The sequence below is a fragment of the Colwellia sp. MB3u-55 genome (assembly GCF_014076785.1).
Taxonomy (GTDB): Bacteria; Pseudomonadota; Gammaproteobacteria; order Enterobacterales; family Alteromonadaceae; genus Colwellia_A.
Genome location: NZ_JACGUS010000122.1, coordinates 157,851 through 183,340, shown reverse-complemented (window position 1 = coordinate 183,340; position 25,490 = coordinate 157,851). Strand labels below are relative to the sequence as shown.

General features: G+C 39.4%; 24 protein-coding genes. All 24 read left to right on the top strand.

Annotation, left to right across the window (positions count from 1 at the left end; all coding sequences use genetic code 11):
- The first annotated feature begins 76 nt into the window (after positions 1–76).
- The 24 genes from fliF (at position 77) to H4J66_RS16885 (ending at position 25,470) form a co-directional block, all read left to right on the top strand.
- Positions 77–1,774: a flagellar basal-body MS-ring/collar protein FliF gene (fliF, locus tag H4J66_RS17000; protein ID WP_182176522.1), complete on the top strand. Its 1,698-nt coding sequence runs from the start codon at positions 77–79 to the stop codon at positions 1,772–1,774.
- A complete protein-coding gene (gene fliG / locus H4J66_RS16995; protein ID WP_182176138.1) occupies positions 1,767–2,816 on the top strand; it encodes a flagellar motor switch protein FliG in 1,050 nt (349 codons plus the stop codon). The genes fliF and fliG overlap by 8 nt, the downstream gene beginning before the upstream one ends.
- Before the next feature lie 45 nt (positions 2,817–2,861).
- On the top strand, positions 2,862–3,656 hold the full coding sequence (fliH, locus tag H4J66_RS16990) for a flagellar assembly protein FliH (RefSeq protein WP_182176137.1): 795 nt from the start codon (positions 2,862–2,864) through the stop codon (positions 3,654–3,656).
- 30 nt (positions 3,657–3,686) lie between these two features.
- Complete coding sequence (gene fliI / locus H4J66_RS16985; protein WP_070374630.1) at positions 3,687–5,057, top strand: flagellar protein export ATPase FliI; 1,371 nt, start codon at positions 3,687–3,689, stop codon at positions 5,055–5,057.
- Positions 5,058–5,123: 66 nt separating this feature from the next.
- Complete coding sequence (gene fliJ, locus H4J66_RS16980; protein ID WP_070374629.1) at positions 5,124–5,570, top strand: flagellar export protein FliJ; 447 nt, start codon at positions 5,124–5,126, stop codon at positions 5,568–5,570.
- A 133-nt stretch (positions 5,571–5,703) separates the two neighbouring features.
- Positions 5,704–7,818 carry a flagellar hook-length control protein FliK gene (locus tag H4J66_RS16975; RefSeq protein WP_182176136.1) on the top strand — a complete coding sequence of 705 codons (2,115 nt, stop codon included), beginning with the start codon at positions 5,704–5,706 and terminating at the stop codon, positions 7,816–7,818.
- Positions 7,819–7,907: 89 nt separating this feature from the next.
- On the top strand, positions 7,908–8,456 hold the full coding sequence (gene fliL / locus H4J66_RS16970) for a flagellar basal body-associated protein FliL (RefSeq protein WP_182176135.1): 549 nt from the start codon (positions 7,908–7,910) through the stop codon (positions 8,454–8,456).
- 43 nt (positions 8,457–8,499) lie between these two features.
- Positions 8,500–9,570, top strand: a complete 1,071-nt coding sequence (fliM, locus tag H4J66_RS16965) for a flagellar motor switch protein FliM (RefSeq protein ID WP_146799119.1) — start codon at positions 8,500–8,502, stop codon at positions 9,568–9,570.
- A 51-nt stretch (positions 9,571–9,621) separates the two neighbouring features.
- Positions 9,622–10,011 (top strand): flagellar motor switch protein FliN, encoded by a 390-nt coding sequence (gene fliN, locus H4J66_RS16960; RefSeq protein ID WP_182176134.1) that lies wholly within the window; start codon positions 9,622–9,624, stop codon positions 10,009–10,011.
- A 5-nt stretch (positions 10,012–10,016) separates the two neighbouring features.
- A complete protein-coding gene (gene fliO / locus H4J66_RS16955) occupies positions 10,017–10,511 on the top strand; it encodes a flagellar biosynthetic protein FliO (RefSeq protein WP_182176133.1) in 495 nt (164 codons plus the stop codon).
- 182 nt (positions 10,512–10,693) lie between these two features.
- Positions 10,694–11,374 carry a flagellar type III secretion system pore protein FliP gene (gene fliP / locus H4J66_RS16950; RefSeq protein WP_259369183.1) on the top strand — a complete coding sequence of 227 codons (681 nt, stop codon included), beginning with the start codon at positions 10,694–10,696 and terminating at the stop codon, positions 11,372–11,374.
- On the top strand, positions 11,374–11,643 hold the full coding sequence (gene fliQ, locus H4J66_RS16945) for a flagellar biosynthesis protein FliQ (protein WP_070374623.1): 270 nt from the start codon (positions 11,374–11,376) through the stop codon (positions 11,641–11,643). Before fliP ends, fliQ begins: the two co-directional genes overlap by 1 nt.
- Entirely contained in the window at positions 11,643–12,425 is a 783-nt protein-coding gene (gene fliR / locus H4J66_RS16940) for a flagellar biosynthetic protein FliR (protein WP_070374622.1), read from the top strand. The genes fliQ and fliR overlap by 1 nt, the downstream gene beginning before the upstream one ends.
- Positions 12,425–13,555 carry a flagellar biosynthesis protein FlhB gene (flhB, locus tag H4J66_RS16935; protein WP_182176132.1) on the top strand — a complete coding sequence of 377 codons (1,131 nt, stop codon included), beginning with the start codon at positions 12,425–12,427 and terminating at the stop codon, positions 13,553–13,555. The genes fliR and flhB overlap by 1 nt, the downstream gene beginning before the upstream one ends.
- 127 nt (positions 13,556–13,682) lie before the next feature.
- Positions 13,683–15,785 (top strand): flagellar biosynthesis protein FlhA, encoded by a 2,103-nt coding sequence (flhA, locus tag H4J66_RS16930; RefSeq protein ID WP_182176131.1) that lies wholly within the window; start codon positions 13,683–13,685, stop codon positions 15,783–15,785.
- An 87-nt stretch (positions 15,786–15,872) separates the two neighbouring features.
- Positions 15,873–17,447 carry a flagellar biosynthesis protein FlhF gene (gene flhF / locus H4J66_RS16925; protein ID WP_182176130.1) on the top strand — a complete coding sequence of 525 codons (1,575 nt, stop codon included), beginning with the start codon at positions 15,873–15,875 and terminating at the stop codon, positions 17,445–17,447.
- 112 nt (positions 17,448–17,559) lie between these two features.
- Positions 17,560–18,405, top strand: coding sequence for a MinD/ParA family protein (locus H4J66_RS16920; protein WP_182176129.1), 846 nt, complete (start codon positions 17,560–17,562; stop codon positions 18,403–18,405).
- A 71-nt stretch (positions 18,406–18,476) separates the two neighbouring features.
- The gene (locus tag H4J66_RS16915) at positions 18,477–19,196 is read left to right on the top strand and encodes an RNA polymerase sigma factor FliA (RefSeq protein WP_404842768.1); all 720 of its coding nucleotides are present in this window, start codon (positions 18,477–18,479) and stop codon (positions 19,194–19,196) included.
- 51 nt (positions 19,197–19,247) lie between these two features.
- Positions 19,248–19,631: a chemotaxis response regulator CheY gene (gene cheY, locus H4J66_RS16910; protein WP_182176128.1), complete on the top strand. Its 384-nt coding sequence runs from the start codon at positions 19,248–19,250 to the stop codon at positions 19,629–19,631.
- 48 nt (positions 19,632–19,679) lie between these two features.
- Positions 19,680–20,423, top strand: a complete 744-nt coding sequence (locus H4J66_RS16905) for a protein phosphatase CheZ (protein ID WP_182176127.1) — start codon at positions 19,680–19,682, stop codon at positions 20,421–20,423.
- Between the two features lie 13 nt (positions 20,424–20,436).
- Complete coding sequence (locus H4J66_RS16900) at positions 20,437–22,533, top strand: chemotaxis protein CheA (protein WP_182176126.1); 2,097 nt, start codon at positions 20,437–20,439, stop codon at positions 22,531–22,533.
- A gap of 66 nt (positions 22,534–22,599) precedes the next feature.
- Complete coding sequence (locus H4J66_RS16895; protein ID WP_182176125.1) at positions 22,600–23,760, top strand: chemotaxis response regulator protein-glutamate methylesterase; 1,161 nt, start codon at positions 22,600–22,602, stop codon at positions 23,758–23,760.
- On the top strand, positions 23,753–24,499 hold the full coding sequence (locus H4J66_RS16890; protein ID WP_182176124.1) for a flagellar motor protein: 747 nt from the start codon (positions 23,753–23,755) through the stop codon (positions 24,497–24,499). The genes H4J66_RS16895 and H4J66_RS16890 overlap by 8 nt, the downstream gene beginning before the upstream one ends.
- Positions 24,496–25,470: a flagellar motor protein MotB gene (locus H4J66_RS16885; protein ID WP_182176123.1), complete on the top strand. Its 975-nt coding sequence runs from the start codon at positions 24,496–24,498 to the stop codon at positions 25,468–25,470. The genes H4J66_RS16890 and H4J66_RS16885 overlap by 4 nt, the downstream gene beginning before the upstream one ends.
- The last annotated feature ends 20 nt before the right edge of the window (positions 25,471–25,490 follow it).

Here is a 25,490-nt window from a genome sequence, read left to right as displayed (position 1 = left end):
CCTTTGTATAAAATAGATAGTATTTCGTAATAAAATCAAGTGGTAGTGGAGAAATTAAGTGGCTGATAATAATTCAATGGTTGCTGGCGATGGCGGCACCGGGCTAATGGCAAGTGATGGTGTTGATAATATGGCTGATGAGCAAAAATCAGGCTTTGCTTCTGCTATGGGTAATGTCGACTTATTACGCCAAGTCACCTTAATTATGGCATTGGCAATATGTTTAGCTATTGCTGTTTTTGTTATTATGTGGGCCAATCAAGCCGAATATAGATTTCTTGCCAAACAACCTACCGAACAATTAATCAAAACAATGGACTTTCTAGACGCTAACCAAGTGGATTATCGTCAAGCAAACAACACTATTTCAGTACAAAGTGATCAATATCAAGAAATTAAAATTTTACTGGCCCGTGAAGGTTTATCTGATGAACCAACAGAAGGTAGTGAAATTATTATGCAGGATATGGGTTTTGGTGTCAGTCAGCGCCTTGAAACAGAACGTCTCAAGTTTTCTCGTGAGCAGCAATTGGCTCGCACCATTGAAGAACTGCAATCTATCTCTAGAGCAAAAGTCTTACTGGCGATACCCCGTGAAAATATTTTTGCTAAACGTACCCGCAGCCCATCGGGCACTGTGGTATTAACTATGCGTAAAGGGCGGATGTTATCTGAAGAAGAAGTTGACTCTGTTGTTGATATTATTGCTTCTGCCGTTCAGGGGATGGAGCCTAACCGAGTTACAGTGACAGATCAAAATGGTCGTTTACTTAATTCTGGTTCACAAACCTCTGTTTCTTCTCGCTCACGCAAAGAATTTGAAATGGAGAAAAAAAGAGAAAATGAATATTTAAACAAAATAGATAGCATACTCATCCCTGTCGTTGGCTTAGGGAGCTACACCGCACAAGTTAATGTGACTATGGATTTCACCTCAAGTGAAGAAATGCAGCGTCGTTATAATTCAGATTTACCAGCATTGCGTAGTGAAATGAAAGTGGAAGACAGCACTATCGGTGGTTTACTGGGTGGTATTCCAGGAGCATTAAGCAATCAACCACCACTTGATTCAAATATTCCAGAAAATGCTAATGGTGGTGCACAACAAAGATCAATGCCTGGTCGTAAACACCTTGAATCAACAAAAAATTATGAATTAGACGAAGCCATTAGCCATACCAAGCAGCAAGCTGGTGTCGTTCGTCGAGTAAGCGTTTCTGTTGCACTTGATTACTTGGCAACTGCTGATGCTGAAGGCGTCATTACCGATTCACCGAGATCTGTTGAAGAAATGTCAAATATTCGTCGCTTATTACAAGGGAGTATTGGTTTTAATTTACAACGTGGTGATGTATTAGAAGTCGTTACCTTACCATTTTCTCGTCAAATTATTGAGGATGCTCCTAAAGTTCCTTTCTATGAGAATCCGGATATATTAAAGTTTTTCAAATTAGGTATGGGCGCATTAGTTATTATTGTATTGATACTTGCCGTTGTTAAACCTATGCTTAAACGTCTTATTAACCCTGATCAAACACCTGATGATTACGGTGATAAATCACTTGATAGCCACATTGATTTGGGTGATGAAACCATGGATATGCTAACATCAGATTTTGATGCGGCGGCAGTAGGTTTTGCACCTGATGGTAGTTTACAATTACCTGATTTACATCGCGATGAAGATATACTAAAAGCTGTTCGAGCGCTTGTTGCTAATGAGCCTGAACTTTCCTCTCAAGTGGTTAAAAGTTGGTTGAACGAAGATGAGTGATGAAATGCAAGAGTTAGCCCCTGCACCTAAGGGGTTTGACGTTGACAAACTAGATGGTGCAGAGAAAGCTGCGATATTATTACTAAGTTTATCTGAAGAAGATGCCGCGCAAATATTAAAACACTTAGAGCCTAAGCAGGTTCAACAAGTGGGCATGGTTATGGCTGCCATGGAAGATTTCACCCAAGAAAAAATTACCGCTGTTCATAAGCTCTTTATCCATGAAATACAAAACTTCAGTACCATTGGCTTCCAAAGTGAAGAATTCGTTCGCAAGGCATTAACTGCAGCATTAGGTGAAGACAAAGCCGGTAATTTAATTGATCAAATTGTCATGGGAGGCGGTGCAAAAGGTTTAGATTCATTGAAATGGATGGACTCAAAACAAGTAGCTAATATTATTCGTAACGAGCATCCTCAAATTCAAACCATTGTACTTTCCTATTTAGACCCTGATCAATCGGCTGAAATTATGAGCCAGTTTGCCGAAAAAGTGCGTTTAGATTTAATGATGCGTATTGCCAACCTTGAAGAAGTTCAACCGGCAGCATTACAAGAACTTAATGAAATTATGGAAAAACAGTTTGCCGGTCAAGCAGGTGCACAAGCCGCTAAAATGGGCGGTTTGAAAGCAGCAGCTGACATTATGAACTATTTGGATACCAATGTTGAAGGTATGCTAATGGATTCAATTCGTGAACATGACGAAGAGATGAGTCAACAAATTCAAGACTTGATGTTTGTTTTCGAAAACCTTGCCGATGTAGACGACCGTGGTATTCAAGCGATATTACGTGAAGTACAACAAGATGCGTTGATGAAAGCAATTAAAGGCGCAGATGATGTGCTGAAAGAAAAAATTATGGCTAATATGTCCAAACGTGCCGCTGAAATGCTGGTAGATGACCTTGAAGCTATGGGACCTGTGCGTATTAGTGAAGTTGAAGCCGCACAAAAAGAAATATTATCTGTTGCTCGACGATTATCTGACGCTGGAGAAATTATGCTTGGTGGCGCTGGTGGTGGTGATGAGTTCTTATAAACCTTATATTTTTAGGTCAGTCAAAACTTACTGTTATAAAATATTATGAAATTATTAAATAAATCGAATGCTGAAGTTATTAAACATAATGCCGAACAAGAAACCGATGTTTGGTCATTGCCGACAGTTGAATCTGAAAATAAAATTAAAGATGAAACAACCAATGCTATGGGAAAGAAAGTCGCTTGGCGTTTCGAGCCCCCTGAAGATTTTGTTGAAGAAGAAATCGCGCCATTAACGGCAGAAGATATTGAAAATATTCGTCAAGCTGCATTTGATGAAGGCCTTAATCAAGGCAAGGAAGAAGGTTTTGCGAAAGGTTATGAAGAAGGTAAAGTCTCTGGCCATGAAGAAGGTGTGGTACTCGGTCACCAAGAAGGCCTTGAAACTGGCTTAGCTGAAGCAAAAGAAAGTATCGATGAACAATCAGCTGCATGGGCGTCACTTACTGAACAGCTTCATAAGCCATTACTCGATGTCGAAAAAAATGTTGAACAACAATTACTTCATCTTGTGGTAGAACTCACTGAAGCGATTACCTTAGAAGAAGCTAAAACTAATCCTAATATTATTATTGCTGCGATTTCTGCAGGTATAAAAGCGTTACCTAGCCAAGAAGCACAAACGCAAATTTTATTACACCCCAACGATATTAAGCGTGTTGAAAAGCAATTTGGCGCTAAACATGTGCAAGAGCAAGGTTGGCGTTTACTCGCTGCTCCGCAATTAGTTCCGGGTAGTTGTCAAATTGAAAATAGCACCTCTAATATTGACCTTAGTGTTAAATCTCGAATAAAAGAAGTATTGGACTCGTTTTTGCAAGATGCACTACATCAGTAATTTCTTGTACAAAAGAGTCAAAATACCGCTATGGTTGATATTTCTCGCCTTAATGAAAGACTAAAAAACTGCCAAGAGTTTGTGCACCCGCATAAAGTCTCTGTTGCTGGGCGTTTAGTCCGAGTAGTTGGATTAACGCTTGAAGCTGTTGGCGTAAAAGCGGCAGTTGGCAGCCAATGTTTAGTCGAAACGGCGCAAGGCGATTTAATCGCTGAAATTGTTGGTTTCTCCAAAGACATAACTTTTCTAATGCCAGAGCAAAGCTTACAAGGCGTTTTACCGGGTGCACGCGTTGTGCCACTAACAACTAAAGCTCGCTTACCCTTTTCAATGGATTTACTCGGCCGTGTCGTTGACGGTGTTGGTAAACCACTCGATGGCAAAGGGCCAATCAAGAACTCAGGCAATTATCAAATAAACAATAAGCCGATTAATCCGTTATCAAGGCGTGGTATTACTGAACCACTTGATGTTGGTGTACGCGCTATTAATAGTTTTTTAACGGTTGGTATTGGTCAGCGTATGGGCTTATTTGCTGGCTCAGGTGTTGGTAAAAGTGTCTTGTTAGGTATGATGACACGTGGCACAACTGCTGATGTTATCGTTGTGGGGCTCATTGGCGAACGTGGTCGAGAAGTTAAAGAGTTTATCGAAGAAATTTTAGGTGAAGAAGGGCGAGCGCGTTCAGTTGTTGTTGCGGCGCCTGCCGATAATTCGCCATTAATGCGTTTAAAAGGCTGTGAAACTGCCGTACAAATTGCTGAGTACTTTCGTGATCAAGGTCTGAATGTCTTGTTACTGGTTGACTCGCTAACGCGTTATGCCCAAGCGCAACGAGAAATAGCACTGGCTGTTGGTGAACCACCGGCAACCAAAGGTTATCCGCCCTCGGTCTTTTCAAAGTTACCCCAACTGGTTGAACGAGCCGGTAATGGTGGCGATGGTCAGGGATCAATTACCGCATTTTTCACCGTATTAACCGAAGGTGATGATTTACAAGATCCGATTGCTGATGCGGCGCGTGCTATTTTAGATGGACATATTGTTTTATCTCGTGCCTTAGCCGATTCAGGGCATTACCCCGCTGTTGATATTGAAGGCTCGATTAGCCGTGTTATGCCGATGGTGACCAGTGATGAGCATCAACAACTTGCTCGGCAACTAAAGCAAGTCTACTCACTCTACCAGCAAAATAAAGATTTGATTGCTATTGGCGCTTATAGCCGTGGTAATGATCCTCGCATTGATCAATCCATTGATTTAATGCCGGTGATCAAGTTCTTCCTGCAACAAAAAATGTTGGAAATTATTCCTTACGATCAAAGCTTAACGCAACTTCAAGAAATACTTTCTGCAGCGCAAGCACACGCGCAAGCAAAACAAGGCCAGCAAAATGCCTAAACATAATAACGTTAACACTATTTTCGAAAAATTTATTAGCTGTTTAGCATTATTTAGGAGGACGTTATGCCATTAAAGCAACTGAATACCTTACATCGCTATGAACAGGATAAAGAAAAAAAAGCAGCGCAAGCACTGCAAACTGCTGAATTTGAATACCAACAAAATCTTGAACGTTTACAAAGTGTCAGTGACTATCGTCTTGAATATATGAAACGTTTGAATGCTCGCTCTATGGTGGGTATTGATAGCGCGACGTTTAGTCATTTTCATGCCTTTATTGCTAAGCTCGATTATGCTGCTGGGCAAGTTGATATTGCGATTATGCAGAGTAAGGCGATGGTGGAGAAGAGCAAACAGCTCTGGCTAGCGCAGCGACAAAAAATTCAAGCGGTAGAACTATTGCTTGATAAAAAAACACAAGCGCTGACTCTTATCGCTAACAAGCAAGAACAAAAAATGTTTGATGAAATTGCTACTCAACAATTTGTCCGTCGTAAAATGCGGGGATAAAGTGAATTAAATTGTAATTTCTAAGTGGAACAATACTTGCTTATTTAACTAATATAAAAAGTATTCGCAATAAACGACGTTGTCATCATTGTAAATATAGCTCAAATTTACCATTGAAATAAAAAGGTTTACTATGCCGCAAGTTACTCCATTAGCCATAGATATCTCGCCAAGTAAGGACTTTAGCCCTGTTCAGTCAGGAGCGATTAGCACATCCAAAAATTCATCTAAAGATTTTGCACAAATGGTTGACCAGCATTATCAAAGTCAACAAAGCGGCAAAAAGCAACAGGCAAGTGGCAATAACATGAAACTTGCTAGCGAAATTAATGCTGAAAAGAAAGCATCCCAAGAAAAATTTTCAAAAACGGATGTTCAACCAAAAGAAAAGGAAATGGGTGGAGTTTCTGATGAGAACGTTAATACAGAAATTAACCAAAGCGAAGCTTCACAAAGATTACCTTATGATGATACAGCGACACGTAAAAAAAATGTTCGAGTAGAAAATAGCCAAGAAGAGACACCGGAACACAAAGCTAGCGGATTAAGTAATCTTGATACTAATTCCACCGCACCTGAAAATACAGATAAGAGTACCGAGCAATTAATGTCGTTGTTATCTGCGTCACAACAACTATTAAATGATACGGTGAAAAATGATGGTGTGATACCATCACAACTTAATGAAAAACCATCAATAGTTGTGGCTGGTAGTCATCAACAAGAAAAAACACAGTTAGCAGCAATGTTAAGGCAAGTGCTTGGTGGCAATAGCCAAGAAAATGTAGCGACCAGTGATAATATCTTAGCAAAAGATAGCGTTGCGCCGGAGTTAGCTAAATCATTAACCGTTCCAGTAAAGGTTAACAGTGAAATGCCATCAAAGAAAGTTGACCTAGTTAGCGAACCCAAAGTCGTTGTTGATAAAGTTGTGCAAGGGGAAGCTGAATTAGTCTTATCCGCATTATTGGAGAAAAAAACAAACAGTGAAGGGCAAGATCCCTCACTAAAAACAACGAATATTAATAGCCAACTTTCCACTCAAACCGTTCCTCCTGCTCAAAGCGAAACGTCGTTAAAAGCAGAGCCTATTGTAGATAAAACCAATAATGTATCGAAACAGGCGATGCCTTTAAGTGATCTTGAAGCGCTATTAGCGGATATGGAAAAAGCGCCCACGGATACTGAACTTGAACAAATTAAAGCTGCACTTAACGCCAATCAGGACAAAGCTGTAATTCCTGACAATAGTAATCAAAGTATCAGCAATAGTAAAACGTCGGTCGATAAAGAGTTGGCTGGAGCGGTATTACCTGTAACCCTTAAAAATGAAAGCTTGGTTAACGAAATAGCAATTGATGCTGAGAAGGTCAATACGGATAATATTGTTTTTTCAAGTGTAGCTGTTCCAGGTGAAAAACAAGCTCAGGAAAAAAACGCAAATAATAGTCGTGCGGTTAATCAGATAAACCAGAAAACCCTTGAAACACAAAATTTAAATGCCGGTGAACAATTTAAAGAGCTAGCTAAAGATCAATCTGCAGAGCAACAAAACCAAAAGCAGCCACAAAGCTTAACTCAGCTTGATAAAGTGGCTAACAATGACGCTCAAGTCAAAGAAAAAACCATTAATGAAATATTTGATAAGAAACAAATAAGCACAAGTATTGAGAATACTCTTAATAGAGATATGCATCGAGCCAATAATGAAGTAACCAAATCTACGGCTTCTGCGGAGGAGATGATCACCAAATTAACCAGTGACCATGTGCAATCGACAGCCCAATCAGCAACCAATGCCAAGCAAGTGACAGCGTTACAAAATGAAGCCTTATCGGTATACCGTAAAGACTTTACTGGCGCATTGAATGATAAAGTCATGGTGATGATGAACCAAAAGCTTCAGCAGGTTGAAATTCGTCTTGATCCACAAGAATTAGGGAATGTGAACGTAAAAATAAATCTGCAAAATGAGCAAGCGGTTGTTAATTTTACTGTTCAAAATCAGCAGGCTAAAGAAGTGTTCGATCAAAATTTAGGGCGATTAAGAGAGATGCTTGCTGAAAGTGGCGTGAATGTCGGTGATGCGAATGTCGAACAGCAAAGTAAACAAAAGAATGAAGAAGAACTCGGTGAAGGTCGCCAAGGTAACGGTAACGGTAACGAGAATGAATTTTTAGATTTAAGTGATACTCAAACGCTGCATTTGGTTAAAGGTTCGTCAACTGGTATAGATTACTACGCATAAATGACAAAACTCATTGGCTCGCTGACCATTCAACGATATAGTTGACCGAAAGTAATTTTAACATTTAAATAGATAATAAAGGCTTGATGATGGCTGATGATAAAGGCGAAGGTAAAGAATTAGAATTAGACGGTAAAGGCAAAAGAAAGAAGATGATCATTATCATTGCTGCTGTTGTAATATTGGCTGTTGGCGGTGGAGCGGCTTATTTTTTTCTGGCTGGAGATGATGCTGTTTCTCAAGAGCAACTTGATGCTGAGCTAGACGGTGATAGTGCCACTGAAACCGAAGCCGCTGAAAGTGTTACTGCCATTACAGGCTCTGCGCTTTATGTACCTATGCCAAGACCTTTTCGCTTTAATGTTCCCGGTGCTGCCCGCGACAGATTTGTAGAAATTAGAGTGCAGTTATTAGTTCGCGGCGCTGATAATGAAGAAGCTGCAAAGAAGCATGTACCATTAATTGAAAGTACTTTACTGGCGACTTTTTCTCAATCAAATGCCGATGATTTAGCAACCAGTGCCGGAAAAACCTCATTGAAACAGAAATCTTTAGTAGAAGTTCATAAAATTATGAAAGAAGTTGAAGGTAGCAATGTGGTTGAAAAAGTATTATTTACCGGTTTTGTAATGCAATAAGGCTATGCGATAAAACAATGCATTTAATTAAAGAGACTATTCAGTGAGTGATTTATTATCTCAAGACGAAATTGATGCGCTATTACACGGTGTTGATGACGTTGAAGAAGAGGAGCTAGTTGAAGACTTTGCCCGTGAAGCTGGCAGCACGTCTGACTATGACTTTTCATCACAAGATCGCATTGTTCGTGGCCGGATGCCAACACTGGAAATGGTTAACGAACGTTTTGCGCGCCATATGCGTATCAGTTTATTTAATATGATGCGCCGCACTGCTGAAGTATCAATTAATGGTATTCAGATGATCAAGTTTGGCGAATATGTTCATACCTTATTCGTGCCCACAAGCTTAAATATGGTACGTTTTCGCCCATTAAAAGGCACCGCATTAATTACTATGGAAGCGCGGCTAGTCTTTATTTTAGTCGATAATTTTTTTGGTGGCGATGGTCGCTACCATGCAAAGATTGAAGGTCGTGAATTTACGCCAACAGAGCGTCGTATTATTCAAATGCTGTTAAAGTTAATTTTTGAAGATTACAAAGAAGCTTGGTCACCCGTGATGGATGTTTCTTTTGAGTATTTAGATTCTGAAGTTAACCCGTCGATGGCCAATATTGTTAGTCCTACCGAAGTGGTAGTGATCAGCTCTTTTCATATTGAACTTGATGGTGGTGGTGGTGATTTTCACATTGCTTTGCCTTACTCAATGCTCGAACCTATCCGTGAGCTACTTGATGCCGGTGTGCAAAGTGATAAAGAAGATACCGACATGCGATGGTCGAAAGCCCTACGCGATGAAATAATGGACGTTCCCGTTGAATTAACCACTAAATTTATCTCTGTAGACCTACCTTTACAAAAGATTATGGACTTAGAGAAGGGCGATATTATTCCTATTGAGATGCCAGAACATATTACGGTATTAATTGAAGGTTTACCGTCGTTTAGAGCAAAACTAGGCCGTAGTCGCGATAATGTTGCGATTAAAATATCTGAAAAAATTAAACGTCCTGAATCAGTGAAAAACGAATTAACGATATTAACTAAAGGAGGTAAGCGCTTAGATAGCGACGCTGAATTACATCTTTTAGAAGACGATTTCGATTATTAATAATTTTATTAAAGCAGCAGTAAACAAGAAAATAAATTTGAGGCCAATGGCATGAGTGATAAAGACGATGATTTAGGCATGTGGGATGAAGCGATGGATGAACAAGCCAAAGCTGCAGCCAAAGCCGAAACTGTTGAGTTAGAAGAGCTTGAAGAAGATGCACCAATAACGGGTGATGAAAAACGTAAACTTGATGCAATTTTAGATATTCCTGTGACTATTTCAATGGAAGTTGGACGTAGTCATATTAGTATTCGTAATTTATTACAGTTAAACCAAGGCTCTGTTGTTGAGCTTGACCGAGTTGCGGGTGAATCCCTCGATGTGTTAGTCAATGGTACGTTAATTGCCCATGGTGAAGTTGTTGTGGTAAACGATAAGTTTGGTATTCGATTAACCGATGTTATTAGTCAAATTGAACGTATTAAAAAGTTGAAGTAATACTGATGCGTTTTTTACTTTTGAGCTTGTTAAGCTTACTTACTTTTTTGGGCCATGCTCAAGAAAGTATCGTCGCAACAACCGTCGTTGAAAAAGACGACGCTCCCGTTATAGCGCAAACAGCACCGGCGACCGTCGAAGTAGGACGACATGTTATGGGTAATATTGATGCCGGTAGCATGATAGTTTCATTATTGGCGGTACTCGTTGCTATCGTTATTGTTGCTTGGCTATTAAAAAAGCTTCAAGTAGGGGGCAACTCAGTAAATGGCTTGAAAGTGGTGACTAGTTTAAATTTAGGCTCCAAAGAACGATTAGTGGTGGTGCAAGTCGGTAAAAAACAATTGTTACTCGGTGTTACCGGTCAACAAATTAATATACTTGATACGCTAGCCGAACCTATTGAAGTTAAAAGTGGTGTGCCGATAGAACTTAGCCAAACATTAGCACGCTTTAGCCGTAATTCTGCTAATAAAGCCAATAGTGAAAAATACTCATGAAAGACTCGATATTAAACGATGGTGCTAAAACGGCGCAATGTTCTGCTAACGCTATGGCAAAAAGAAATCCACTCGAAAATTTACTGACCCGTTTATTTTCTGTAAAAGGTTTTATTTTTTTATTTTTCCTCCTTGTTGCTTTTTTTGCCAGTCAAACAGTATTAGCCGCTGACGATTTAGGTATGTCGGCATTGAAGCTGACCACTAACCCTGACGGTTCACAAGAATATACGGTAACCCTGCAAATATTAATGTTTATGACCGCATTAGGCTTTATTCCTGCTGCGATTATCATGATGACCTCTTTTACTCGTATTGTCGTGATCATGGCCATTTTAAGACAAGCGATAGGATTACAACAAACACCGTCTAATCAAGTGGTTATAGGTTTAACGCTTTTTATGACCATGTTCATTATGACACCTGTCTATAATGAAATAAATCAACGAGCGATTGAACCTTATTTAGCCGATCAAATGACATTAGTACAAGCAATAGATAGTGCAAAAATTCCTTTAAGAGCGTTTATGCTTGAACAAACCAGAATTAAAGATCTACAAACCTTAGCCAATATGGCGGGTATTGTTGAAGTTGATCAACCCACTGATTTACCGATGACAGTGATTATTCCTGCCTTTATTATTAGCGAGTTAAAAACGGCTTTTCAAATAGGTTTTATGCTCTTTATTCCTTTTTTGATTATTGATTTAGTCGTTGCTAGTATTTTAATGGCAATGGGTATGATGATGCTATCGCCGATGATCGTTTCTTTGCCCTTTAAGCTAATGTTATTTGTGCTGGTAGATGGTTGGAACTTGGTGATAGGCACTATCGCAACGAGTTATGGCATGGGGAGTATTTAATGAATCCAGAAGTTTTTGTCGACATACTCAGTGATGCACTATTTTTAGTGATTGTTTTGGTGTCTGCGATTATTATTCCGGGTTTGTGTGTCGGCTTAATCGTTGCTGTATTTCAAGCGGCAACATCGATTAATGAACAAACATTAAGCTTTTTACCTCGACTAATCGTTACCCTTTTAGCCCTTATCTTTGGAGGGCATTGGTTAGTACAAAAACTCATGGATTTTACTATCCGACTGATTGCAAGTATACCCAGTGTGGTGAGCTAGTGGAATTCACCGAGTCAGTTGTGATGCAATATATTGCTGACTTTATTTTACCTTTCGCGCGCATTTCTGCACTTATTATGGCAATGATTGGTTTTGGTTCTAAAATCATTCCGGGTAAAGTTAAAATTTTTCTGTGCGTAACATTAACGGTCGCCGTTATGCCGGCAATCCCGCCAACACAAGTTGGCAGCCTGATTTCTTTTGAAACGGCGCTGCTTATGTTCGAACAAATGGTTATTGGTGTTGCACTTGGCCTAGTTACCGTTATGGTCCTTAATACCTTTACCTTAGCGGGTCAAATTATTGCTATGCAAACGGGCTTAGGTTTTGCATCACTCGTTGACCCGGTTAGTGGCATGAACGTTCCTGCTGTTGGCCAATTTTTCTTGATTTTATCTACCCTGATGTTTTGGGCGATGGACGGACATTTAGCCTATATACAATTTATTGTTGCCAGTTTTGAAACCTTGCCCATCGGGGAGTACAAGTTTACGGCCGATAAATTTAAAGAAGTGGTTGAATGGGGCGAGTGGATGTTTGTTACTGCGTTATCGTTAGCATTAGCGCCACTAACGGCTATGTTATTGATTAACTTTTCTTTTGGAGTTATGACGCGAGCAGCCCCGCAATTAAATATTTTTGCGATAGGTTTTCCGGTAACTATGTGTGCTGGTTTGTTGATTATGTGGTTAACGATGGGTAACTTTTTTACGCATTATGAATTGCAATGGCAACGGGCACTCGATTTTAGCTGTTACCTCATTAATTGTAAGGCAAACTAATGGCTGATGCAGGTAGCGGTGAAAAAACAGAAGAACCTACGGCTAAGAAAATTGCTGATGCGAGAAAAAAAGGTCAAATAGCACGTTCAAAAGATTTAGGCACTATGTTTGTGTTGGTAGGGAGTGCTGTTGCGATAATGCTGGTTGGCGGTATGTTAACTGAAAGCTTAGCCGGAATTATGAAACGGTCATTTAGCTTGAGCCGCGAAGAAGTCATGGACATTCATGCGTTATACAATGTGCTTAGGGGCTCGGTAGGCTCCTTAGTAGCACCAATGTTGTGGATATTCTCTATTATTATTGTCGCCGCTTTTATTGGCAATACTATGTTGGGAGGGATGAGTTTTTCTGCTGAGGCTATGGCGCCAAAAGCTAGTAAATTGTCACCTTTAGCCGGTTTAAAACGTATGTTTGGCATAAAAGCTTTAGTCGAATTATTCAAGTCGTTAATGAAATTTTTTGTGGTTTTTATTGTCGCGTATCTGTTGTTAAGTAGTTTGTTTCCAGAGATATTAGGTCTTAGTTTGGAGCTGATCCCACTCAGTTTAGAGCACTCGGTAACTTTATTGCAGTGGATGTTTTTAGCATTAGCCTTATCGGTAGGTATTATTGCTGCGATTGATGCGCCCTATCAAACTTGGGATCACAACCGTCAGTTAAAAATGACTAAGCAAGAAATTAAAGATGAAATGAAAAATTCTGAGGGTAGTCCTGAAATTAAAAGTCGTATTCGTCGAACTCAATATGAAATGTCACAGCGTAAAATGATGCAAGAAGTGCCAGACTCTGATGTGGTTATTACCAACCCGACCCATTATGCGGTTGCGTTGAAATATGATGTCACCGCCGGTGGTGCGCCAATGTTAGTGGCAAAAGGTATTGATGAAATGGCGATGCATATTCGTACTATCGCTAAAGAAAATAATGTGGAAATTATTGCTTCTCCGGCATTAGCACGGTCTTTATATTACAGTGCAGACGCCAATCAAGAAATCCCAGAAGAGCTCTTCGCTGCGGTTGCTCAAGTGTTAGCTTTTATTTTTCAACTTAACGAACATAAAAAAGGTAAAGCCAAAAGGCCGAAACCGATTGCAAAAAATCTTCCTATCCCCGATGAATTCAAATATTAATACTCTTTATAATTATTAAGTTAAATGTTTTTTGTAGATTTATTCATCACTCTAAATATTTTTAATCGACGTTGGTCTACTTATTGCTATTTAATGGTATGCGTCAAAAAAATATCATAAGAGTAATATGCAGTTAATTGCTTCATTTAAAGCGTTCAAAAAAAGTAAAATAAACCTATTTTCTGGTTTAGGTACGCCAATATTAATTATGGCGGCGCTCGGTATGGTTATTTTACCTATGCCGGCATTTTTACTCGATATACTTTTTTCTTTTAATATTGCCTTATCTTTGGTGGTATTACTGATCACCGTTTATACCTTAAAACCTCTTGAATTTGGCTCTTTTCCTGCCGTACTGTTAATTGCTACTATTTTACGCTTAGCGCTAAATGTCGCGAGTACACGAGTAGTGCTACTTGAAGGCCATGAAGGGCCTGATGCTGCGGGTAAAGTTATTGAAGCCTTTGGATCGGTGGTTATTGGTGGTAACTATGCGGTTGGTTTAGTGGTTTTTGTTATCTTAATTATTATTAACTTTGTGGTTGTTACTAAAGGTGCAGGGCGTATTGCTGAAGTAACCGCGCGCTTTACCCTCGATGCTATGCCTGGTAAGCAAATGGCAATCGATGCTGATTTGAATGCTGGCTTTATTACTGCTGACCAAGCAAGAGAAAGACGTATCGAAGTCACCAGTGAAGCTGATTTCTATGGCTCTATGGATGGTGCCAGTAAGTTTGTTAAAGGTGATGCAGTTGCCGGCATATTAATTTTATTGATTAATATTATCGGTGGACTCGTTATCGGTATGGTACAGCATGATTTAAGCTTTGACAGAGCGGTTGAAATATACACCTTATTAACGATTGGTGATGGCCTAGTTGCGCAAATTCCAGGTCTACTTTTATCGGTAGGTACGGCGATTGTTGTTACGCGACAAAATACCTCTCAGGACATGGGCGAGCAAGTCAGCAGCCAATTAGGTCAAGAACGTTCTTTGTATATTGCTGCCGCCGTTATGTTTGTCATGGGGGTTATTCCGGGCATGCCACACTTTGCGTTTTTATTCTTTGCTTTCATGATCGCTGGAACCGCCTTTTTAAGTGGAAAGTACAAAATTGCCAAAGAAAAACAATTAGCGGATAAGTCAGATGCTGAGCAGGTTGAAACTCAGCAACAAGAAGCAGAAGTAAAAGACTTAGGTTGGGACGATGTTAATCATGTTGACATTATTGGCTTAGAAATTGGTTATCGCCTAATACCTCTAGTAGATAAATCTCAAGGTGGGGAACTCCTTAACCGTATTAAAGGTGTTCGTAAAAAACTTTCTCAAGAGTTTGGCTTTCTAGTGCCAGCGGTACATATTCGCGATAATCTTGATTTAGACCCTAATGTTTATCAAATATCATTAATGGGCGTCACTATCGGTGAAGCTGAAATTAGACACGATCATGAATTAGCGATAAATCCAGGGCAAGTGTTTGGCAAACTTGACGGCGTGGCAACAATCGATCCTGCTTTTGGATTAGAAGCGGTATGGATAAAACCAGCACAACGCGAACATGCACAGTCTTTAGGCTATACCGTGGTTGACTCATCGACTGTCCTTGCCACTCATTTAAGTCAAATACTGACGAATAACGCAGCACAGTTACTTGGTCATGAAGAAGTACAAAACCTTCTTGATATGCTAGGCAAAAATTACCCTAAATTAATTGAAGGGTTCATCCCAGATGTTTTATCACTGGGTACTTTGGTTAAAGTACTACAAAACCTGATGAATGAAGGTGTTGCCGTTCGTGATATGCGCAGTATTATTCAAACGTTAGTAGAGTATGGCCCTAAGTCCCAAGATCCTGAAATTTTAACCGCAGCTGTTCGTATTACCTTGCGTAAATTCATTGTTCAAGAGTTAGTGGGCCCAGTGTCTGAGGTACCTGTCATAACTTTGGCGCCAGAGTTGGAACAGATGTTGCACCAGTCCATGCAAATGGCTGGCGATGATGGTGCTGGCATTGAACCAGGTTTAGCAGAACGATTACAAAAATCACTAGCTGATGGTGCTCAACAACAAGAAATGGCGGGTGATACGCCAATATTGTTAACCTCAGGGATTTTACGAGCGGTACTGGCTAAATTTGTTAAATATACTATTCCAGGTTTGCGGGTAATTTCGTACCAAGAAATTCCAGATGATAAGCAGATAAAGATAGTCAGCGCCATAGGTCAATAATTACAATGTCAGTAATGAACAGCAGAAAATATTTGCGGTTAAATGAATCAATCATTAATAGCAATTGCAGTTGATAAGGGGTTAGTTTTGAAAATTAAACGTTTTGTAGCAAAAGATATGAGAAGTGCGCTGACACAAATCAAAGACGAGCTAGGTGCTGACGCTGTGATTATGTCAAATAAACGTGTACCTGAAGGCGTTGAATTAATGGCTGCGGTTGACAACAACGTAGAAATTAAAGCAACACAACCTGTAATGCAAAATTCTCGTGAAAACAACTCTACAGCGCAAGCAACAAAAAGTTTTGACCGTTCGATAGACAATGATGTAGTCAATATTAGACAAAATAATCCCTTGACCAGTCCTAGTGTTTCGCACAACTCTACAGCAGAAGATAGCCGCTTACCCTCAGACAGTTTAGCGGCTTTATTAAGCCGTCAAGTTCAGCAAGCACCTGCAAATATTGGTCAAGGTATTAATCAAGTTCAGCATGATAAAATTGTCCAGGCAGCCGCTAAGCTAAATAACCCTAGTAACTCAGTGCCAGTTTCAACGCCAACACCGTCAAGTAATATTGAGCAGCAATTTAAAAGCTTCACCGACCGTTTGGAGCAAAATAGCCAAGAACAAGGTGATGAACAATCAAGCGACTCCTATCAACAGCCGGTAATGAACCAAGCACAGTCTTTAGTAACCGATGGGTTACCGCCACAAAATGTAAATAACGCCGACTTAGAGAAGATGAAACACGAAATGTCTTCTATTCGTGAATTATTAGAACACCAAATTTCGGGGTTAATGTGGCAGGATATGGCGCAAAAAGATCCCACTCGCGCGATGTTGGTTAATCGACTAATGTCTTTGGGTATGAGCGAACAAGTTTCAGATCAAATTGCAGGCTATATACCAGCACAAAAAAATGACCAAGATACTTGGTTATTAGCGAAGAAATTTATCAGCCAACAAATTAATACCACTAATAATGACATTATTCATCGTGGTGGTGTGGTTTCATTAGTGGGACCTACCGGCGTAGGTAAAACAACTACCGTCGCTAAACTCGCAGCGCGGTTTGCTCAGATTCATGGCGCAGACCAAGTGGTGATGATCTCAACAGATAATTACCGTATTGCTGGATTTGAACAATTAGCTACTTACGGGCGAATTATTGGTTGTGATGTAAAGCTTGCCAGTGATGCTAAAACCTTAGATACATTGTTGCAACAGTTCTCCAAAAAGAAACTAATACTTATTGATACTGCAGGTATGGGGCAACGTGATATGCGTTTAGCTAAACACCTAACCACTTTAGTTTCTAATGCAAGGGTCAGAATTCGCAATTATTTAGTGTTAGCGGCTAATACTCAGCAACGAGTTATGCAAGAAAATGTTGATCGCTTTAAAAAAGTACCTTTAGCAGGCTGTATTTATACTAAACTTGATGAAAGCCTTAGCATAGGGGAAATAATTTCCACTTCGATTCAAAACGGTTTAGCGATAGGCTACTTAACGGATGGACAAAGAGTTCCTGAAGATATTAAAGTTGCAAATGCTGAAAAACTCGTTACGCTAGCAGATAAAATGAGCGCGAAAAATCAAATTAATAATCCAATAAATTGGCGAACAGCACCGATGAGTGCTAATACAGCTGTATTTCCATAACATGTTCTAAATATGTGATTTTAAGACTATAAAAATATGCAGAATAAATGATTATAGGGTTATACTAAATTAAATTGATGGCTATTCGTAAGAAAGTAGAGAAAGACGATAAATGAATGATCAAGCAAGTGGCTTAAGAAAAATGCAAAATTCAGCTCCGGTAAAAGTTATTGCTGTATCTGGTGGTAAAGGCGGAGTAGGTAAAACTAACGTTTCGCTTAATACCGCTATTGCACTTGGACAATTAGGACAACGAGTTTTAGTTTTAGATGCCGATTTAGGCTTGGCTAATGTCGATGTTATGCTAGGTTTGCGGGTAAAACGTAACTTATCACATGTGCTTTCTGGGGAATGTGAATTAGACGATATAATTATTGAAGGTCCCGCTGGCATTAATATCATTCCTGCTACGTCAGGTTCACAATCTATGGTCGATTTAACGCCAGCTGAACATGCGGGTTTAATTCGCGCTTTTAGTGATATGAACACAAAATTTGATGTACTTATTGTTGACACTGCAGCCGGTATTTCCGATATGGTACTAAGCTTTTGCCGTGCCTCACAAGATGTAATGTTAGTGGTCTGTGATGAACCTACCTCTATTACTGATTGCTACGCCTTAATGAAATTATTAAGTCGAGATCATGGCGTATTTAAATTTAAAGTTGTTGCCAACATGGTGAGAACACCAAGAGAAGGACAGCAACTCTTTGGTAAGCTTTCTAAAGTTACCGATCGATTTTTAGATGTTGCACTTGAACTCGTTGCGGTGATTCCATTTGACGAAAATATAAGAAATTCCGTTAGAAAACAAAAAGCAATTGTTGAAGCTTATCCACAATCGCCTGCAGCGGTTGCTTTTAAATCTTTAGCAGGTAATTTAATTAAATGGCCAGTGCCTAAAGAAGCATCAGGTCATTTAGAGTTTTTTATTGAACAATTGTTAGAACATCAATAACAATAGTAATCAGATATGAGTAGTTTGTTGAAAGTTCTTTATCTTTCCTATAATTTAGCGAGTGAGCGATAGTGGTAAAATCAAATGCTTACAGTATTCAAACTGATAAATCTGCTATAATTTCGCAGCATACAGTTTTAGTTAAAAGAATCGCTTATCATCTATTAGCAAGGTTACCTGCGAGCGTGCAGGTTGATGACCTTATCCAGTCAGGCATGATAGGCCTGCTTGAAGCGTCTAATAATTTTGATCACGGCAAAGGTGCAAGTTTTGAGACCTTTGCTGGTATCCGTATCCGTGGTGCTATGCTTGATGAAATACGCCGTGGTGACTGGACTCCCCGCTCTGTTCATAAAAATAGCCGCATGGTCAGTGAAGCGATAAAATTGCTTGAAGCAAGTTTAGGTCGTGATGTAACTGATATTGAAGTTGCTGAAAAACTTGATATTTCGTTAAATGACTACCATCATATTCTAAGTGAGGTCAGTACTGGTAAAATAATTGGTATTGAAGACTTAAGTACGGGGGCAGATGCTATATCGAATATGGAAGATGTGAATAATAACGATCCCTATGATAATTTTGAAAAAATAGTTTTTAAAAAATCGTTAACAGCATGCATTTCCACTTTACCCGAACGCGAAGCTCTAGTACTGTCACTATATTACGACGAAGAATTAAATCTTCGAGAGATTGGTCAAGTGCTTGATGTAAGTGAGTCGCGTGTTAGCCAAATTCACAGTCAAGCGATGCATAGGTTAAAAGGACGTATGCAATCTTGGCAAAGTTGAGTAGAATATACATATAATTACAATTTTAAAATGTTCTCACCGGAGGGTGCCTTGGATAAAAATATGAAAGTTCTTGTTGTTGATGATTTTTCAACGATGAGACGTATCGTCAAAAACTTGTTACGAGATTTAGGTTTCACTAACATTTCAGAAGCAGATGACGGTAGCACTGCTTTACCGATGTTAAAAGAAGGCTCTTTTGACTTTGTTGTAACTGATTGGAATATGCCAGGTATGCAAGGTATTGATTTGCTCAAAGCCATCCGTGCCGATGCAAAATTATCACATATCCCAGTTTTGCTGATCACTGCTGAAGCCAAAAAAGAACAAATTGTGATGGCGGCTCAAGCGGGTGTTAATGGCTATATTGTAAAACCATTTACCGCAGCGACGTTAAACGCCAAGCTAGATAAAATATTTCAACGCTTAGGTTAATTCATTAATTAGATAGATAATTAATTAATCTAAACGTGAGGTTTTTGCATGAGTGCGAATACAAATGTGCATGTTTCTTTGGAAGAAGCAAAGCTATTGGTCGAATATTTAGAAAGTGGTCAACAAGACAAGGCAGATGAATTAATTGCTGAAATTCAAAATCCAATTAATTCTGAATTGTTTGTTGAAATAGGCAAGCTGACTCGTCAACTACATGACTCATTAAATAATTTTCAATTAGATTCTAGGTTAAATGATTTAGCGACAGCAGATATCCCCGATGCTCAAGAACGTCTAAATTACGTTATAACGCGAACGGAAGAAGCTGCTAATAAAACCATGGATGCTGTAGAATCTATTTTTCCCGTTGTGGATACAATACAAAAGCAAATAAAGGCTGTTAATCCGTTATGGCAAAAATTAATGCATAACAAATTGGAATTAACCGAATTTAAAAGTTTATGTGTTGATATAGATTTATTATTAAAAACGACAGATAGAGAATCAGTGCGTATGCATGATTTAATGACTGATGTTTTGATGGCGCAAGATTTTCAAGATTTAACCGGACAAGTTATTCGTAAAGTTATTGATCTAGTTCGTGAAGTAGAGGATAGCTTAATTGGTATGCTAACCGCTTTTGGTATTACGACAGATAGTAATGCAGAACGAAGTAAACCTAAAGTAGGTGATAACTTAGTTGAAGGCCCGATCGTTAATGCAGCACAACGTGATGATGTTGTCGCTGACCAAGATGATGTTGATGACCTTTTATCAAGTTTAGGATTTTAATAGGAGTTGCTGGATGTCATTTGAGCAAGATGAAGAGATTCTTCAGGATTTTTTAATAGAAGCTGGAGAAATACTTGAAACGCTTTCGGAACAACTCGTAGAACTTGAAAACGACCCTGATAATGCCGAATTATTAAATGCTATTTTTAGAGGATTTCACACCGTTAAAGGTGGGGCTGGTTTTTTAGCATTACATAATTTAGTTGACGTATGTCATGGCGCGGAAAATATTTTCGATCTGTTACGTACCAACCAACGTAGTGTTAGTGCCAGCTTAATGGATGTTATTTTACAAGCGCTTGATGTTGTAAATGAAATGTTTGTACAAGTTCAAAACGGCGAAAAACTTGATAAAGCAGATGCTCAATTACTTGCAGAACTGCATCGTTTAAGCCAACCCGAAGGCAAAGATCAAGTGCCTGCGCCAGTAGCTGTTGAAGCAGTCGCTACTCATGAAAGCGAAAGCTTTTCTTCTAGCGACGAAATGTCAGAAGATGAATTTGAACGGCTTCTTGACGAACTCCATGGTGGTGGCTCAGCTTCAACGCCAGCACATGCAGCAACAGCAACGTCTTCAGACAGCAATGATATTTCAGATGACGAATTTGAATCCTTGCTTGATGAACTTCACGGTCAAGGGGCTTTTTCGCCCGAAGTCGCTGCTAATAATTCAAGTAAGCCATCTTCATCAAATAGCGGTTCATCAGATGAAATAAGTGACGATGACTTTGAAGCCTTATTAGACGAATTACATGGTCAAGGTCAAGCGCCAAAATTATCGGTTACTCCAGCACCTAGCGCACCAACACCAACTCCTGTTGCTCAAACACCAGCCGCGAAGACAGCAATTGTAGCGCCTGCAGCTAAACCTGTCGCTAAAGCGCCAGTACCAGAAAAAGCACCTGCTAAAGCAATGCAGGGTGAAACGACTGTTAGAGTTGACACTAAACGTCTTGATCAAATTATGAATATGGTGGGTGAGCTTGTTTTAGTGAGAAATCGCTTATCAAGTTTAGGCTTAACTAAAGAGGATGAAGATTTAACAAAAGCTGTTTCTAATCTTGATGCGGTAACGACTGATTTGCAAGGTGCGGTAATGAAAACCCGTATGCAGCCAATCAAAAAAGTCTTTGGACGATTTCCTCGAGTTGTTCGAGATTTAGCGCGCAGTTTAGATAAAGAAATTAAATTAGTCCTTAAAGGTGAAGAAACCGATCTGGATAAAAACCTTGTTGAGGCACTCGCTGATCCATTAGTGCATTTGGTGCGAAACTCTGTAGATCACGGTATAGAAATGCCCGATAAGCGCGAAGCATTAGGTAAACCAAGAGAAGGTGTCGTGGTGCTTTCTGCTTCTCAAGAGGGTGATCATATATTATTAACCATCAAAGATGATGGTGCTGGCATGAATGCAGAAAAGCTCAAAGAAATTGCGATTACTCGTGGAGTTCTAGATGTTGATTCAGCTGCTAGAATGACAGATAAAGAAGCTTTTAGTTTGATTTTTGCTCCAGGGTTCTCTACCAAGACTGAGATTTCAGAAGTTTCAGGCCGTGGTGTTGGCATGGATGTAGTCAAGACTAAAATTACCCAGTTAAACGGAACGGTAAGTATAGATTCTGAAATGGGCGTAGGTACAATCTTAGAGATTAAAGTACCGTTAACGTTAGCTATTTTACCGACATTAATGGTTATTGTTGGTAAACAAACATTTGCCTTGCCACTTGCTGGTGTCAATGAAATATTTCATCTTGATTTAACCACGACCAACGTTGTTGATGGACAACTAACCATTATTGTTCGTAAAAAGGCGATACCACTCTTTTACTTAGATAAGTGGTTAGTTCGTGATTTTGTTGAAAAGCCAAGAGAAAAAGGTCATGTGGTCATCGTTCAATTGGGCAATCAGCAAGTTGGCTTTGTGGTCGACAGTTTAATTGGTCAAGAAGAGGTGGTGATAAAACCACTCGACCGTTTATTACACGGCACACCAGGTATGGCTGGCGCAACAATTACCAGCGATGGTGGTATCGCGTTAATTATTGATGTACCTAACATGCTGAAGTTTTACGCAAAAAAATCTGTTGTTAATAAAAGATTACGCTCTTAACGCATAATAAAGCCCTACTAAATTTTATTAGGGCTTTTTCATTCATAATAACAAATGAGATAATAAATGCCCTATAAGGTGTTGGTTGTTGATGACTCGAGTTTCTTTAGACGTCGAGTTACCGATATTTTAAATAAAGATCCGAACCTTACTGTTATTGATGTTGCTGTAAATGGTAAAGATGCTGTTGAAAAGGCTGTGTCTTTAAAGCCTGATGTGATCACCATGGATATAGAAATGCCATTACTTAATGGTATTGAAGCTGTGAAACAAATAATGGCAAAAGCACCAACATCAATCTTAATGTTTTCATCGCTCACTCATCAAGGTGCTAATGCGACCCTCGAGGCCTTAGAAGCTGGAGCACTTGATTTTCTCCCGAAAAAATTTAGTGAAATAGCCAAAACAACTGATGATGCGGGTAGTGTGCTGCGTCAACGAGTGGTTCAATTAGCTAAGACTAACGGTTTATTGAAAAGAAAACTGGCAGTAAAAGCACACGCGTCAAGAATTAGCCTCTCTTCAACGGCTACTAAACCTGTAAATCAATTCGAAATTCAATCGAGAACTCCGCTGCGTACAACTAAAACTGAACCGCATCAAAGCGAAAGTATTCGCAGTCAGGTTGTTAAAAGAAGCTCAGGTAAAAGTTATCAACTACTCGCTATAGGTACATCAACGGGGGGGCCAATTGCCTTACAAAAAATATTAACGCAATTGCCGCAAAACTTTCCGTTACCCATTATTTTAATACAGCATATGCCCGCTGCTTTTACTTTTGCTTTTGCCAATCGTTTAAATACCTTGTGCAATATTAATGTCAAGGAAGCAGAAGATGGGGATATTTTAAAACCTGGTTGCGCTTACCTAGCGCCTGGTGGCAGGCAAATGATTATTGACGGCACGCCAAAATTAGCAAAATTAAAAATTATAGAAGATAAGTCTGAAAAGATTGCTTTTAAACCAAGTGTTGATGTGAGTTTTGGCTCAGCAGCTAAAGTATTTGGTGGCTCAGTATTGGGTGTTGTACTGACCGGTATGGGCTCTGATGGTCGAGAAGGTGCTCGCATGCTAAAAGGTAAAGGAGCGACAATATGGGCACAAGATGAAGCTTCTTGTGTGGTTTATGGTATGCCGCAAGCCGTTACCGTTGCCGGTATTTCTGTTTTATCTTTAGCATTAGAAGATATCAGCCAAAGTATTATCAAGGAAGTTGACCATGGATAAGTTAACCGTTGCTGGGCTTTTTGTCGCAATTACTGCCATATATTTAGGTTTTATTCTTGACGGTGGCTCCCTTGCTGCGTTATTTGAGTTACCTGCCTTTATCATTGTCTTTGGCGGTACTTTAGGGGCTGTAATGTTACAATCATCTTCAGTGCAATTTTTTCATGCGTTGTCTTTATTAAAGTGGATATTTTATCCACCAAAGTATGATATCAACCAAGGCATTGATTCGATAGTTTCTTGGTCTGAAAAAGCACGAGAATCTGGATATTTATCACTGGAAAATATTGCCGAAGAAGAACAAGATTTTTATACCAATAAAGCGCTAAACTTATTAGTTGATGGTATAGAAGTAGACAATTTGCGTGTCTCATTAGAATTAGATTTAGATCTTTATCGCGAGCATAATTTGCGCTCTGCTCATGTTTTTGAGTCTATGGGCGGCTACAGTCCTACCATAGGTATTTTAGGAGCGGTACTTGGCCTCATTCATGCGATGAGTAACCTTACCGATCCAACTTTACTGGGGCAAGGCATTGCAACAGCTTTTATTGCGACTATTTACGGTGTCGGTTTTGCCAATTTAATTTACCTACCCGTTGCTAATAAAATAAAGGCTATTATACACCAGCAAACGATGTACCGCGAAATGATTGCTGAAGGCCTTATCTCTATTGCATTAGCAGAAAATCCACATGCCATTGAAAACAAGTTGTCGGCCTTTCGGTTAGAGCAATGAACCACTTAAGGAAACGCCGACATTCAGTCGAAAATGATAATGTCGACAGATGGTTAGTTTCATATGCCGATTATATGACCTTGCTCTTCGCTTTATTTGTTGTCTTATATGCGATGGCAATGGTTAATGACGAGCCCTTTGAATCTGCGACAGAATCGATAGGTAAAGTTTTTCAAGCCAATGATAAATTACCGAAAAATCGGGGGCATGGTGAGGACATCCTCGATGTTAACACCTCAAAAACGAATAAGCGCTTGTATGGCAATGGTATTTTAGATGTGGCTGGCCCTGAACTTTTTGACGGTGAGAAAACACTATCTAATGTTTCTGACAGTCAGGTAGGCACTAATCTAACGTCACTAGAAAAAGAATTACATACCGCCTTGTTCGAATTAATCGAATCAGGTTATGCGCAACTGCAGATTGATGGCGATTGGTTAGAAATAGAATTAAACAGCGGTATGCTTTTCCCCAGTGGCTCATCATCAGCAACCAACAACGCGACAACAATACTTGCGGTTATTTATGATGTAATTGGTTCTTCCAGTAATTTTATTCGTGTAAGGGGCTATACTGATAACGAACCAATTAATACTGAGATATTTTCTTCTAATTGGGAATTATCAGTTTCTAGAGCAACTGCTATTTTAAGAGTGCTTGAATACTTATCCCTTGACCCTGCTCGAATGGCCATTGAGGGTTATGGGCAATATTACCCACGAGAAGATAATGAAACAGCACAAGGGCGCGCTCAAAACCGTCGTGTTGTTATTGCTATATCAAAGTATGGTTTAGAAAAGTCAAATTTACTTGCGACCCCTACCATCAGCATTAAAGACGTCGAAGCTATAAAGCAGATAGATAATGGTGATGAGGATAATGAAATACGTATCATAAGACTTGATAACGGTGGCATTAGAATTACAACACGAGAAGATGACAACCCCTCTTCTGAGCAGAACAATAATTAGCATAACGAAATAAGTAGGTT